The sequence below is a fragment of the Bradyrhizobium sp. 604_D8_N2_3 genome (assembly GCF_051810765.1).
GTDB lineage: Bacteria > Pseudomonadota > Alphaproteobacteria > Rhizobiales > Xanthobacteraceae > Bradyrhizobium > Bradyrhizobium barranii.
Genome location: NZ_JBPWPM010000001.1, coordinates 472,288 through 485,396, shown reverse-complemented (window position 1 = coordinate 485,396; position 13,109 = coordinate 472,288). Strand labels below are relative to the sequence as shown.

Genomic DNA, 13,109 nt, shown 5'->3' with positions numbered 1-13,109 from the left:
GGTGGGAGTTCTCAAAGTCGCTTTAATATGGCGGAGAGGGAGGGATTCGAACCCCCGATAGGCTTGCACCTATGCCGCATTTCGAGTGCGGTGCATTCAACCACTCTGCCACCTCTCCTGAAGGCGCCAAGTAAGGAGCAGGGCCCCTGTGGTTGGGGGCGTTAATAGGCGAGGATGGCGGGCCAGACAAGGCGCGAAAGGGGAAAATCCGCTGCCTCTTTCAGCCCTGCCCTGGAGCCGTCTACGGTCCGATGAATCGGAACGGGGCTCCAGATTCTTGTTTTGACGCGTTTTCTTGAGGCGAACCGGTGTCCGCTTCGCTCGAAAACGCTCTCACCGCCGGGAGGAACTGCCGTGGAGCACCTGACGATCAAGGCCAATGGCGCCGATTTCCACCTGGTCCGCGCTGGCAGCGGCAAACCGCTGCTTTTGCTGCATGGTTGGCCGGAATTCTGGCTGACTTGGGAGCCGGTGATATCAAGGCTTTCGGACCGTTTCATGCTGATCGCGCCCGATCTGCGCGGCTTCGGCGACAGCGACAAGCCGGACGGGCCTTTTGGGCCGGACGGCCATGCCGCCGACATGCTGGCGCTGATGGAGGGGCTCGGCATCGAGCGATTCGCCGTGGTCGGCCATGACGTCGGCGGCGCCGTGATGCAGCCGCTGGCCCGGCAGGCGCCCGAGCGGCTCGCGGGGCTGTTCTTCTTCGATTTCGTCTATCCCGGCATCGGGCCGCGCATGGCGGCGCCCGATAGGCTCAACCACATCTGGTATCAATCTTTCCACCAGATGGAGATGGCGCCCGCGCTCGTCGGCATGAGCCGCGAGAGCTGCCGGCTCTATATCAGCCACTTCCTCAAGGGTTGGGCGCACCGGGAGAGCGCCTTCGACGATGTTCTCGACGCCTTCGCCGACAATTTCTTCAGAGAAGGCAATCTCGCCGGGGGCTTTGCGCATTATCGCGCCTCGCATGCCGGGCGGGTCGCGATGATGAAGGGCGAAGCCCTATCGCTTCCGCCGATCAACGCGCCGACCTGCGTGCGCTGGGCCGAGCACGATCCGCTGTTTCCCTATGCCTGGACCGATCGTCTGGGCGAGACGTTTGGCGATCTCGATCTTGCGATGTTTCCGGGCGTCGGCCACTTCCCGCATCGGGAAGATCCGGATCGCGCGGCCGCGGAGATCGCGGCGTTCTTTCAGCGGATCGGCTGGAGCTGAAGACAGGGGTGGGACCGCCAGACGCGGTAAACACTGGCGGTCCCGTGCCGCTCATTGAAATACTGGCTGGGAAGGGCGGCTTCGCCGGCCAGGGTGAGGCGACGATTCGACCCTAGCGAGTGTCCTGTGCGCCGCAACGCAATCCGGTCCTTAACCTAACCAGTCAAGGTTACTCCTTGTCCGCCTTACTCTTTTTCTTGCCGTTCTCAGTAGAATCCCGGTCTTTTCCGTTGCCGTTGTCCTTGCGGCGGTTGGTGAAGCGGGCATTGCCGAGCCCGGTGCCGATGGTGAGCACACCCCAGCGATCGACGTCCTGCATGAACGGCACCTCGGAGAGGCCCTGAACCACGCCGTCATTGTGCATCAGGATCGCGGTGTCGTGGTCGCCGATCACGGGGATGCCCTCGATCAGGCTCGCCGGCAGGTTGAACTTGCTGCTCTCCCAATTGCCCGGCAGGTTCTGTGCGCCCTTCTCGATCGAGCCATCCTCGTTGATCACGCCGGGGCAGGCGATGCCGATGAAGGGAGCGAGCTTGTAGCCATCTTTCTCGGCCTCGGTGATCAGCCCCTTCAGCATCTTGGTGAGCCGCTTCACCGCACCCTCGCGGGTCGGCTCGTCATCCGCATGACGCCACAGCTCGGATTTCACGACCTTGGCCTTCGAGAGGTCCTTGGCCTTCTTCCAGCCGGTCTCCACCAGGCCACAGCGGATGTTGGTGCCGCCGATGTCGACGGCGAGGATGCTGTCATGAGCCTCGAAAATCCATGATGGCGCCAGATGCAGCGCGCCTATCAGGCCCGCTTCATCGGGATGGGCGCGGATCGGCACCATGTCGATCTTGAAATCCTCGGCCTTGAGGATGATCCCGGTGCGCGCGATCGCGAGCTCACCGAGCCGTGAATCGCGGAAGCCGCCGCCGACGACGATGCGCGCGGTCTTCGCCCAGGCCTTGCTCTTGAGGAAGCGACGGGTGACGTAAGCGAGCTCCTGGGCAAAGTCCTCGATGGCGCTATGCACCACGGCCCAGGCCTCGGTGTCATCGCCGATCAGGATGGCGTCCAGCGTCTTCTTGCTGATCTCATCCGATGGCTCCTTGCCGAACGGATCCTCGCCGGACTTGCGCAGCGGCTTGCGCCAGCGCTCGAGGATTTCGCGGAACGCGCCCTTGCTGGCGCGGTCGCCGAGGAAACCGTCCTCGTCCTTCATCTCGATGTTGAAACTGTCGATGTCCACTGACGGCAGCCGCGCCGCACCGTGGGCGGCGATGCCCGTCGTCGTCTTGACCAGTTCGTCCGTTGCCATGAAAGCCCTGCCCGATTGCAAAAATCCGGCGGGACAACAAACGGGAACCCGTTTGGTTGCGTTGCCCATGGCACAGTTCTGGCCACGTCCGGGGATATATGGTATATTGTTCGCCCTCAGATTGTGGGGAGGATCGAATGGGAATTGCCTTCGACCTGGCCACCGTCAACTGGTTGGCCCATTTGCTTCAGCCTGGCGGACACATTCCCCGGCGTGCCGCGCCTGATGAGCACGAATCGCTGGAAATGTTCCTAAGCCAATTGCCGGAGCGTTTTGTCTCCTCTCGCGGGAACAAGGACAAGGTGCGCGAGGTCGCTGAGGCGGCACGTGCGCAATTGAGCCAGATTCCCTACGGGCAGGAGATTCCCCTTGAGATCCTCGAGTCGCTGCAACAACTGTTTTCGCACTACCCTTGGATCGGCATGATCGTGCCATCGATGAAGAATATGGAGCTGGATCGTTTTCTGGCCTCTCCGGAATTTCTTTACGATCTCGTCCATAAGGTGAACTGGCAAGACGACGGCCTGATCATGCAGCCCCGGGATCTCGACGATCACCCGCAAGCGCTGCTGGACGTCTTCCCCCCATTTCAGACTGCGTTGAACGCAATGACGCGGTGGCCCGGGCTGCTGTTCTGGAGACCCAACGAGGATTCCGTGTTTCTGCCCTTTGCAGGCAAGACGCCGGCTGCTGTCCGCGAATGCGCGGGATGGGCGTTGTCCAATCTCAAGATATCCAGGTTTCGCGGATTAAAGACATTCGAAGCCGAATATTTCAGGAGATTTCCAGAGGCCAGAGCTACTGCAGCATCAACCACGACGCTGCTGCATATCAGCGACCTTCACATCGGAAGCACCGAGGCAGCGACGAGCTTGCCCCGTCTGCAACAATTGTTGCGGAATCAAATCCACGAGATACCGAATGGGCAAAAGGTCGTTTTGGTCATCAGCGGCGATCTGATCGACGATCCCAAAGACGAGTACTACAATTCGGCGCGACAGTTCCTCGACACAGCGCAAAACCTCACGGAGGAACCACCGATCCTCGTTTTGGGCAACCACGACGTCCGAACAGATGGCTATCTGAGCGAGAACCTGAGAAACGCGATCAAGCTCCCGACAAATCGCGTGCGATGGTTCGATGATCGGCCTCTTGGTCTGGTCTGCTTCAATTCAGTGGCCGGCGGCCGTCTCGCCGCGGGCAAGATTGGGCCGGAGCAATTTGCCGACGTTGGCAACGAAATCGACCACAAACGCGATTGGCGGGATCACACGCTGGTTGGCGTACTCCATCATCATCCGCTCCCGGTCGATAATCCCGCCTGGTATGCAAGGCCGTTCTACGAGCGGATACTGGGACGATTTTTCGAGAAGACCGACCAGCTTGAGGACGCCGCCGAATTCGGGGACTTCGTCCGCCAGCGGCGATTTGCCGCCGTGCTTCACGGGCACAAGCATATCCCTCGCGTTGCGTCGATACCGGGACCACCTCCGATCGCGGTTTTGGGATGCGGAAGTTCCGTCGGAAAGGTTCCGACCAATGATGGGAGGATCTTCCTGTCCATCAACCGCATCGACGTCAATCACCAGACCGGGTCCTTGTCGTGCCGGCTGATGGCCGAGCGCACCCTGGGGGCGGGCATGAGCCAATGGGACCGATGGGAGAGCCACGAGATCCTCCATGCGCAGGCCTTGTAGCCTCCTGGATTACGGGTGAATTGCCCTAAACTCTTCGGTTTTCGGCGCTTTTCCTTGACTCTCCGCGTCCGGCGGCTATAAGTCCCGCAACCGGCGCGGGGCGTTTCTCGCGCTGTTTGTTTTTGCGTGGGTTTTCAAAGGGATAACTCCCGCCCGCACAAAACGCGCATAAACCCATAGCGACTGACAAAAAGCCGGCCCGGACGATTCTCGTCGCGAGGCCGGGATTTGAACACGGAGAAAAAACGATGTTCGCAGTCATCAAAACCGGCGGCAAGCAATACCGCGTCGTGCCGGATGATGTTCTCGAAGTAGGCAAGATCGAAGGCGAAGTCGGCTCGATCATACAGCTGAATGAAGTGCTGGTGCTCGGCGGTGACACGCCGGTCCTGGGCGTCCCGACGGTCGCAGGCGCGTCCGTTGCGGTCGAGGTGCTCGACCACAAGCGCGGGCCGAAGGTCATCGCGTTCAAGAAGCGCCGCCGCAAAAATTCGCGCCGCAAGCGCGGCTATCGCGACGAGATCACGGTCCTCCGTATCTCCGAGATCCTGACGGACGGCGCCAAGCCCACCAAGGGCCCGCGTCCGAAGCGGGAGAAGGTCGCCAAGGAAGCGACCACCGAAGAAGCCGCCGCATAATTTGATCACGCGCAATCACGAATTGATGCGTGAGAAATTGTGAAATGATTCCGTCAAGGAATTGATCTAGAAGTACGCAGGATTTTGGAGACGAGCCATGGCTCATAAAAAAGCAGGCGGTTCATCGCGCAACGGTCGCGATTCGAAGGGCAAGCGCCTCGGCATCAAGGCGTTCGGCGGCGAAGTCGTGATTCCCGGCAACATCATTGCGCGTCAGCGCGGCACCACCTGGCATCCCGGCCTTAATGTCGGCATGGGCACGGACCACACTCTGTTCGCCAAGATCGAGGGTCGCGTCACGTTCCAAGCCAAAGCCAACGGCCGCACATTCGTATCGGTACTCCCGATCGCCGAGGCGGCTGAATAGACGGTGGACCAAATTTGGAGTCCGCCGGGTCCTTGACCGAACCGGCGGAGTCCACAAGACGGCTCCAGGGGAGGCAGGGAAACCGGCCTCCCCTTTCGTTTGACTTGCTCACTTTTCACTTAGTGACTTTGACGGAGCCGGACATGTTGCAGGATTTCTCGAGCGTGACCTTGCGGGAGGCGAGACCGAGCGTCGTCGCCACCGAGCGGCTGACGTTGCGGCGCCCGACTCTCGCCGACGTCAGGACCATCGCCCACCTCGCCAACGACCGCCGTGTCGCGGAAAACACCCGCCGCCTTCCACACCCCTATTCGCAGGACGACGCCGTCGAATTCGTCCGCGCCACCGCCGCGCTCGGCAGCGAGACCGTGTTCCTGATCGAGCACGACACCGGGCCGGTCGGCATGGTCGGCATCGACCGCTCCACGCCCGACAATGCCGAGCTCGGCTACTGGCTCGGCGTCGAGCATTGGGGCCAGGGCTTTGCCACCGAGGCGGCGCGCGGCGCGATCGACTTCTTCTTCGAGGAATTCGAGGACGATCATCTCCATGCGGGCGCGCGCGTCACCAATCCGGCCTCGCGCAACGTGCTGGAGAAGTGCGGCTTCCAGTGGAGCGGCGTCCAGCTGCATCGCTTCCTCGCGCTGGGCTCGTCCACGCCGGTCGATTGCTTCCGCCTGTCACGCGGCGTGTGGTCGTCGCTGAAGAACTGGAGCAGTGCGAGACGGATGAGGTAGGGCGGAGAACTGCTCCATTCTCCGCTGTCGTCCCGGGGCGCGACAAAGTCGCGAGCCCGGGACCCATAATCCCAGGGAGAAGTGGGGGACAAAAACTCCCGCTCCGAGTTATCGCAAAACGGCGTCCTGTGGGTATGGGTCCCGGGCTCGCGCTACGCGCGCCCCGGGACGACGGTGTGACCGCAGCTACGCCGGCGGATTCACCTCGTTGCTCGGGCGGCCGAGATCGCGTTCGCGCAAGTAGATGTAGAACCCGGCGCCGATGATGATGGCGGCGCCGATGATGGTGGCAATCGACGGCACGTCGCCGAACACGACGAAGCCGAAGATCACGGCCCAGACGATCATCGAATATTGATAGGGCACCACGACGCTCGCCGGCGCCAGCTTGAGCGAGCGGTTGACGCAGAACAGCGCCGTCACCGAGACGCACCCCGCCATTGCGAAGATCGCGAGGCTGCCCGGTGTCGGCGGCACCCAGTGGAATGCCGACAGCACAGCACCCAGCGAGAACGTGCCGATGAATTGCGACGACGCCATCACGATGTCGGGCGTCTTCCGCAGGCTGCGCGTGATCAGCATCAGGGTCGCAAACGACAGACTGCCGCCGAGCGCGATCAGCGCCGGCAGGCTGACCGTCTGGGCCGACGGCCGTAACGCGATCAGCACGCCGCAGAAGCCGATCAGGATCGCCGTCCAGCGCCGCCAGCCGACCTTCTCGCCGAGGAAGATCGCCGACATCGCGGTGACGAAGATGGGGCCGGCGAGATAATAAGTGATGACGTCGGCGAGCGGCAGATAGACCGTCGCGAGGAAGAAAGCGGCCACTTCCAGCGTCGACAGCACGACGCGAAACAGCTGCAGGCGCGGCCGCTCCAGATGCAGGAACTGGTGACGCTGCCGCCAGACCAGCGGCGACAGCAGCAGCAGCGCCGCGCAGGCGCGCAGGAACAAGAGCTGCCCCACCGAATACGTCCCGACCAGGAACTTGCCCATGGCGTCGCCGAACGAGAACATGAAGATCGACAGCACCATCAACGCAATGCCGGCCAGGCGTGCGGAGCGGTCGTCATAGGCGGAGAGATTCTTGAAGAAGGGCATTGGCGCCGTTTTAATCACGTGGGCGCGCCGGACAAGCCCGCATCTGCCGATTGAACGGATTGTCGCACTCTTCGCGGCGCGATAGCGATAGGCGCCTCCCCAACTAGAGAGCATGGACATGACCGACTTCGACCCGACGCGGCATCGCATGATCCCCGCGCAACGCTGGTTTGAGGATTTCGTGGTCGGCGAGCGCTTCGTGCTGCCGAGCCGCACCCAGACCTCGGCGGTGTTCGCCGCCTTCCAGACCGCGAGCGGCGACACTCATCCCGTGCATTACGACGTGGAATATTGCCGCAGCCGCGGCATGCCGCATCTGCTCGCCCACGGCTTCCAGACCTTGATCCACACGGCGCCCGGCGCAGGCCTGTTTCCGTTCATGGTCGAGGACTCCCTGGTCGGCTTCCTCGAGCAATCGAGCCGGTTCCTCAAACCGGTGTTCGCCGACGACACCATCTATCCCGCGCTCGAGGTCACGGAGCTGGTGCCGGGTCGCACGACCGGCGCGGTGACGCTCAAAAGCACCGTATTCAACCAGCGCAAGGAGCTGGTGCTGGAGGGGATGCAGAAATTCCTGATCCGGAGACGGCCTGCGGGTTAAGCACGGGGTCAAATTCGCGGAAATTCGGCCGATTCAGGGATAAGTCCGGGTTGCCGCGCGGGACCACCTGCCCTACCTATGGCCCATGAAATTCCTCGACGAAGCAAAGGTCTATATCCGCTCCGGTGACGGCGGGAACGGCTGCGTGGCGTTCCGCCGCGAGAAGTTCATCGAATTCGGCGGTCCTTCCGGCGGCAATGGCGGCCGCGGCGGCAACGTGGTCATCGAGGTCGCCGACGGCCTCAACACGCTGATCGACTACCGCTACCAGCAGCATTTCAAGGCCCAGAAGGGCGAGAACGGCTCGGGCTCGGACCGCCATGGCGCCAACGGCAAGGCGATCGTGCTGAAGGTCCCCGTGGGCACGCAGATCTTCGACGAGGATCGCGAGACCCTGATCCACGACTTCACTGATGTCGGCGAGAAGTTCGTGCTGGCCGAGGGCGGCAATGGCGGCTTCGGCAACGCGCATTTCAAATCGTCGACCAATCGCGCGCCGCGCAACGCCAATCCCGGCCAGCCCGGCGAGGAGCGCTGGATCTGGCTGCGGCTGAAACTGATCGCGGATGCCGGCCTGGTCGGCCTGCCCAATGCCGGCAAATCGACCTTCCTCTCCAAGGTCAGCGCGGCGAAGCCGAAGATCGCCGACTATCCCTTCACCACGCTGCATCCGCAGCTCGGCGTCGTGAATTCCGACGGCCGCGAATTCGTGCTGGCGGACATTCCCGGTCTGATCGAAGGCGCGCATGAAGGCGCCGGCCTCGGCGACCGCTTCCTCGGCCATGTCGAGCGCTGCCGCGTGCTGCTGCATCTCGTCGACGCGACCTGCGAGCACGCGGGCAAGGCGTATAAGACGGTTCGCAACGAACTCAATGCCTATGGCGGCCTGCTCACCGACAAGATCGAGATCGTCGCGCTGAACAAGATCGACGCGGTCGGGCCGGACGAGTTGAAGAAGCAGAAGGACCGGCTGAAGCGCGCCGCCAAGAAGACACCGCTGCTGCTCTCCGGCATCACCGGCGACGGCGTGAAGGAAGCGTTGCGCGCGCTTGTCGAAGTGATCGGCGAGGCCCCGGTATCGGCCAAGGCGAAGAGCGCGGCCGAAGCGGAGCCGTGGTCGGCTTGAACTCTCTCCCCACGGTCGTCCCCGCCTAGTGCGCAATTGCGCACGGGGAGCGGGGACCCATACCGCGTGATCTTTCGATTGCGGACGGTTGTAGTACCGAACAACGAGCCTTCGCAAAACTACGTCTTGGGGTTATGGGTCCCTGCTTTCGCAGGGACGACAGCGGAATGCGCGGCCGCGGGCACGCGTATCGCTGGCTTGTCATCGCGCCCGCGATAGCGCAGCATTAAAAAATCAAGAAACGGCAGGGGCGAAGCATGGCGCGCGCGAAGAACGTTCTCTGGATCATGTGCGACCAGCTTCGCTACGACTATCTCGGCTGCACCGGCCATCCCACGCTGAAAACGCCCAACATCGACGCCATGGCCAAGCGTGGCGTGCTGTTCAGCAAGGCGTATGTGCAGTCGCCGATCTGCGGCCCGTCGCGGATGTCGTTCTACACCGGGCGCTACATGCGCTCGCACGGCTCGCACTGGAACGGCTGGCCGCTGCGCGTCGGCGAGCCCACGCTCGGCGACCACCTCAAAAAGATCGGCGTGCGCAACGTGCTGGTCGGCAAGACCCACATGGCGCCCGATCTCGAGGGCATGAAGGCGCTCGGCATCCCGCCGGAATCGATGATCGGCGTTCACGTTGCCGAATGCGGGTTCGAGCCTTATGAGCGTGACGACGGCCTGCATCCAACGGGACGGCCGCGCCCGAAATACGATGAGTACCTGCGCAGCCAGGGATTCGAGGCGACCAATCCCTGGGAGCATTGGGCGAATTCCGGCGAAGCTGGCGACGGCTCCCTGCAGAACGGCTGGCTCCTGGTGCATGCCGACAAGGCCGCGCGCGTGCCGGACGAGCACTCTGAGACGCCCTACATGACGCGGCGCGCGATGGACTTCATCAGCGAGGCCGAGACCGACGGCAGGCCGTGGTGCCTGCATCTGTCCTACATCAAGCCGCACTGGCCCTACATCGCGCCCGAGCCCTATGCGAGCATGTATTCGACCGATGACATGATCCCGGCGATCCGCTCCGAGCGCGAACGCCAGAATCCGCATCCGGTGTTCGGCGCTTACATGGACATGCGCTACTCCCGCAACATGGCGCGCGACGAGGCTCGCGAGAAGGTGATCCCGACCTATATGGGCCTGATCACCCAGATCGACGACCAGATGGGCGTGCTGATGAAGTTTTTGGAGGCGCGCGGCCTGCTGGACACCACCATGATCGTGTTTACCTCCGATCATGGTGATTATCTCGGCGATCACTGGATGGGCGAGAAGGATCTGTTCCACGAACAGTCGGCGAAGATTCCGTTGATCATCATCGATCCGTCGAAGGAAGCCGACGCCACGCGTGGCGCGCGCAGCGACGCGCTGGTGGAAGGCATCGATCTCGCGCCGACCTTCGTCGATTATTTCGGCGGCAAGGTGCCGGGCCACATCCTCGAAGGACGCTCGCTGCTGCCGCTGCTGCGCGGCGAGAGGCCGTCCGACTGGCGCAAGGTCGCGTTCTCTGAATACGACTACGCCATGCAGGATGTGCGGCTGAAGCTGAACCAGCCGATCGAACGCTGCCGCCTGTTCATGGTGTTCGACGGCCGCTGGAAATACATCCACGCCTCCGGCTTCCGCCCGATGCTGTATGATCTCGAAACCGATCCGGAGGAATACGTCGATCGCGGCGACGATCCGGAATGCGCCGCGATCATCGCGAGGCTACAGGCCGAGCTGTTCGACTGGGCCCTGCATCCCAACGACCACATCACCACGCCGCGCGAGAAGATCGCGAACTATGCCGACAACCAGCTCCAGGTGAAGGGCGGCATTTTGATCGGCGTCTGGGATGAGGCGGAGCTTGCGTCGATCAAGGACGGGATCGCGCAACGCGCGAAGCTCTAAAACCCTCATGGTGAGGAGGCGCGAAGCGCCGTCTCGAACCATGCAGGCCCCCGCTGCTACAGCCGGGCCTTTCATCCTTCGAGACGCCGCTCCGCGGCTCCTCAGGATGAGGGGATAGAGTAGCGCGCGGCATTCAATTCTCGATCTTGTACCCCGTCGCCTTCACGATCGGCTGCCAGAACGCCGTGTTGGCGGCGAGCTCCTTGGTCAGGCCATCCGCGGTGCTGCCGACCGGGATCAGCCCGATCGCGGTGAGCTTCTCCTTCACCTCGGGCCTGGCGAGCGCCGCACTCGCGGCGGCGCCGAGCTTGCTGGCGAAGTCCGGCGGGCTGCCGGCGGGAAGCCACATGCCGTACCAGGCATCCGCGACGAGATCGATGCCGCTCTCCTTCAGCGTCGGAACCTCAGGTGCGAACGGCGAACGTTCCGCGCTCGCGACCGCGATGATCTTCACGCCCTTGGCGCGGTGCTGCGGCAGCGCATCGGCCAATGTCACGATGCCGAACGACAGATGGCCGCCGATGAGATCGTTGAGGATGGGCGCGCTCCCGCGATAGGGCACGCGGGTCAAGGGAATGCCGAGATCCTTCTCGAGCTTGGAGCCCATGAAATGCGGAATGGTGCCGTTGCTCGGCACCCCGAACGACGTCTTGTCCGGATGCGCCTTCAGCCACGCCACGAATGACTTGAAATCGGCAGCGTCAATCGCCGGGCCGATCACGACTGCGAATTCGAACCGCGCCAACAGCGACACCGGCATGAAATCCCTGGCCGTGTCGAAGCTCGGCGTCGTCTCCACCATCGGCAGCAGGTACATGGTGGGGCCCGTCGTCACCAGCACCATGCTGCCGTCGGCACTCGCGCCCTTCACCGCCTTGATGCCGATCAGGCCGTCGCCGCCGGTACGGTTCTCGACGACGATGGTCCGTTGCAGCGCCGGCGCCATCTCCTGCGCGATCAGCCGGCACAGCGTGTCGCCGCCCGCTCCCGCCGCGAACGGGAAGATCATCTTTGTCAGCCCGGCCTGCGCTTGCGATCCGCCCGCCTGCGCCAACAGCGGCAACCCGAGACATCCGGCGATGAAGTTGCGGCGATCCATCGGTTTCCTCTTTGAGCCCATTATGGTTGGCGACAATTAGAGCCAGACGCGTGTCCCGGACAAGCGCCGTTTACCATTTTAGCCGCCTTGCGCCGGCCATCGTCCTGCTGCAAAAGCAGGCCTTAACCGGCGCCGCCTGTCGCTCCGCCGTTTCCGATGCAGAGCAATCCGTCACACGCGCCAACGCATACACACATGGCCAGCCCCGAACTCAGTCAATTCCGCCGCATCGTCGTCAAGGTCGGCTCCGCCCTGCTGGTCGATTCCGACAAGGGCGAGGTGCGCGCCTCCTGGCTCGCCGCGCTCGCCGACGACATGGCCAAGCTGCATCGCGAGGGCCGCGATGTGCTCGTGGTGTCCTCGGGCTCGATCGCACTCGGCCGCAGCCGCCTCAAGCTGCCGCGCGGCCCGCTGAAGCTGGAGGAGAGCCAGGCGGCCGCCGCCGTCGGCCAGATCGCGCTGGCGCGGATCTGGTCGGAGGTGCTCGGCGCCCACGGCATCGGCGCGGGGCAGATCCTGGTCACGCTCCAGGACACCGAGGAGCGCCGCCGCTATCTCAACGCTCGCTCCACCATCGGCAAGCTGCTGGAATGGCGCGCGATCCCCGTCATCAACGAGAACGATACGGTCGCCACCAACGAGATCCGCTACGGCGACAATGACCGCCTCGCCGCGCGCGTCGCCACCATGGCGAGCGCCGATTTGCTGGTGCTGCTGTCAGATATCGACGGGCTCTACGACGCCCCGCCGAAGAACAATCCGAACGCAAAACTCATTCCCGTGGTCGACAGCATCTCCTCCGAGATCGAGGCCGTGGCAGGCGACGCCGAGTCCGAGCTGTCGCGCGGCGGCATGCGCACCAAGGTCGAGGCAGCCAAGATCGCGACCACAGGCGGCACGCATATGCTGATCGCCTCGGGCAAGATCGAGCATCCCCTGCAGGCGATCGCCGACGGCGGCCGCTGCACCTGGTTCCTGACGCCGGCCAACCCCATCACCTCGCGCAAGCGGTGGATCGCGGGCACGCTGGAGCCGAAGGGCACGCTGACCATCGATGCCGGTGCCGTGACGGCGCTGCGTGCCGGCGCCAGCCTGCTGCCGGCCGGTGTGATCAAGGTCGAAGGCCAGTTCGCCCGCGGCGATGCCGTGATCGTGCGCGGTCCTGATACCAGCGAGGTCGGCCGCGGCCTGATCGCCTACGATGCCGAGGTCGCCGAGCGGATCAAGGGCCGCTCGTCCCCGGACGTGATGGCCATCCTGGGCATCAGCGGGAGGTCCGAGATGATCCACCGCGACGATCTGGTGGTGGGTGGGTAAGGACGAGCAAGTC

At 63.4% G+C, this 13,109-nt stretch carries 12 protein-coding genes and 1 tRNA gene; 9 read left to right on the top strand and 4 right to left on the bottom strand.

Annotated features, from left to right (window positions below; translation table 11 throughout):
• Positions 1–28 precede the first annotated feature (28 nt).
• Positions 29–118, bottom strand: a tRNA-Ser gene (locus tag AB7245_RS02290).
• Positions 119–354: 236 nt separating this feature from the next.
• Between AB7245_RS02290 and AB7245_RS02285 the strand changes: the two genes are divergently transcribed.
• On the top strand, positions 355–1,218 hold the full coding sequence (locus AB7245_RS02285) for an alpha/beta fold hydrolase (RefSeq protein ID WP_063980443.1): 864 nt from the start codon (positions 355–357) through the stop codon (positions 1,216–1,218).
• Positions 1,219–1,387: 169 nt separating this feature from the next.
• On the opposite strand, the gene AB7245_RS02280 is transcribed toward AB7245_RS02285, so the two are convergent.
• Positions 1,388–2,521, bottom strand: coding sequence for an ROK family protein (locus tag AB7245_RS02280; protein WP_063980442.1), 1,134 nt, complete (start codon positions 2,519–2,521; stop codon positions 1,388–1,390).
• Between the two features lie 137 nt (positions 2,522–2,658).
• Here AB7245_RS02280 and AB7245_RS02275 point away from each other — a divergent pair, with 137 nt between their 5' ends.
• The 4 genes from AB7245_RS02275 to AB7245_RS02260 all read left to right on the top strand — a co-directional run bounded on the left by AB7245_RS02275 (position 2,659) and on the right by AB7245_RS02260 (position 5,960).
• Positions 2,659–4,218: a metallophosphoesterase family protein gene (locus AB7245_RS02275; protein WP_231143767.1), complete on the top strand. Its 1,560-nt coding sequence runs from the start codon at positions 2,659–2,661 to the stop codon at positions 4,216–4,218.
• Between the two features lie 248 nt (positions 4,219–4,466).
• Entirely contained in the window at positions 4,467–4,856 is a 390-nt protein-coding gene (gene rplU / locus AB7245_RS02270; RefSeq protein ID WP_063980440.1) for a 50S ribosomal protein L21, read from the top strand.
• 97 nt (positions 4,857–4,953) lie between these two features.
• Positions 4,954–5,223, top strand: a complete 270-nt coding sequence (gene rpmA, locus AB7245_RS02265) for a 50S ribosomal protein L27 (RefSeq protein ID WP_011083253.1) — start codon at positions 4,954–4,956, stop codon at positions 5,221–5,223.
• 143 nt (positions 5,224–5,366) lie between these two features.
• Positions 5,367–5,960, top strand: coding sequence for a GNAT family N-acetyltransferase (locus tag AB7245_RS02260; RefSeq protein WP_063980439.1), 594 nt, complete (start codon positions 5,367–5,369; stop codon positions 5,958–5,960).
• Positions 5,961–6,146: 186 nt separating this feature from the next.
• Here the strand turns inward: AB7245_RS02260 and AB7245_RS02255 are convergent, their stop codons facing one another.
• Positions 6,147–7,061, bottom strand: coding sequence for a DMT family transporter (locus tag AB7245_RS02255; protein ID WP_063980438.1), 915 nt, complete (start codon positions 7,059–7,061; stop codon positions 6,147–6,149).
• A gap of 118 nt (positions 7,062–7,179) precedes the next feature.
• On the opposite strand from AB7245_RS02255, the gene AB7245_RS02250 reads away from it, so the two are divergent.
• The 3 genes from AB7245_RS02250 (at position 7,180) to AB7245_RS02240 (ending at position 10,680) form a co-directional block, all read left to right on the top strand.
• Positions 7,180–7,662 (top strand): MaoC family dehydratase, encoded by a 483-nt coding sequence (locus AB7245_RS02250; protein ID WP_014490587.1) that lies wholly within the window; start codon positions 7,180–7,182, stop codon positions 7,660–7,662.
• Positions 7,663–7,747: 85 nt separating this feature from the next.
• Positions 7,748–8,788 carry a GTPase ObgE gene (gene obgE, locus AB7245_RS02245; RefSeq protein WP_063980437.1) on the top strand — a complete coding sequence of 347 codons (1,041 nt, stop codon included), beginning with the start codon at positions 7,748–7,750 and terminating at the stop codon, positions 8,786–8,788.
• Positions 8,789–9,045: 257 nt separating this feature from the next.
• Positions 9,046–10,680 carry an alkaline phosphatase family protein gene (locus tag AB7245_RS02240; protein WP_063980436.1) on the top strand — a complete coding sequence of 545 codons (1,635 nt, stop codon included), beginning with the start codon at positions 9,046–9,048 and terminating at the stop codon, positions 10,678–10,680.
• A 133-nt stretch (positions 10,681–10,813) separates the two neighbouring features.
• Here the strand turns inward: AB7245_RS02240 and AB7245_RS02235 are convergent, their stop codons facing one another.
• Positions 10,814–11,779, bottom strand: a complete 966-nt coding sequence (locus tag AB7245_RS02235; protein ID WP_063980435.1) for a Bug family tripartite tricarboxylate transporter substrate binding protein — start codon at positions 11,777–11,779, stop codon at positions 10,814–10,816.
• Between the two features lie 195 nt (positions 11,780–11,974).
• On the opposite strand from AB7245_RS02235, the gene proB reads away from it, so the two are divergent.
• The gene (proB, locus tag AB7245_RS02230) at positions 11,975–13,096 is read left to right on the top strand and encodes a glutamate 5-kinase (protein WP_028149988.1); all 1,122 of its coding nucleotides are present in this window, start codon (positions 11,975–11,977) and stop codon (positions 13,094–13,096) included.
• Positions 13,097–13,109 lie beyond the last annotated feature (13 nt).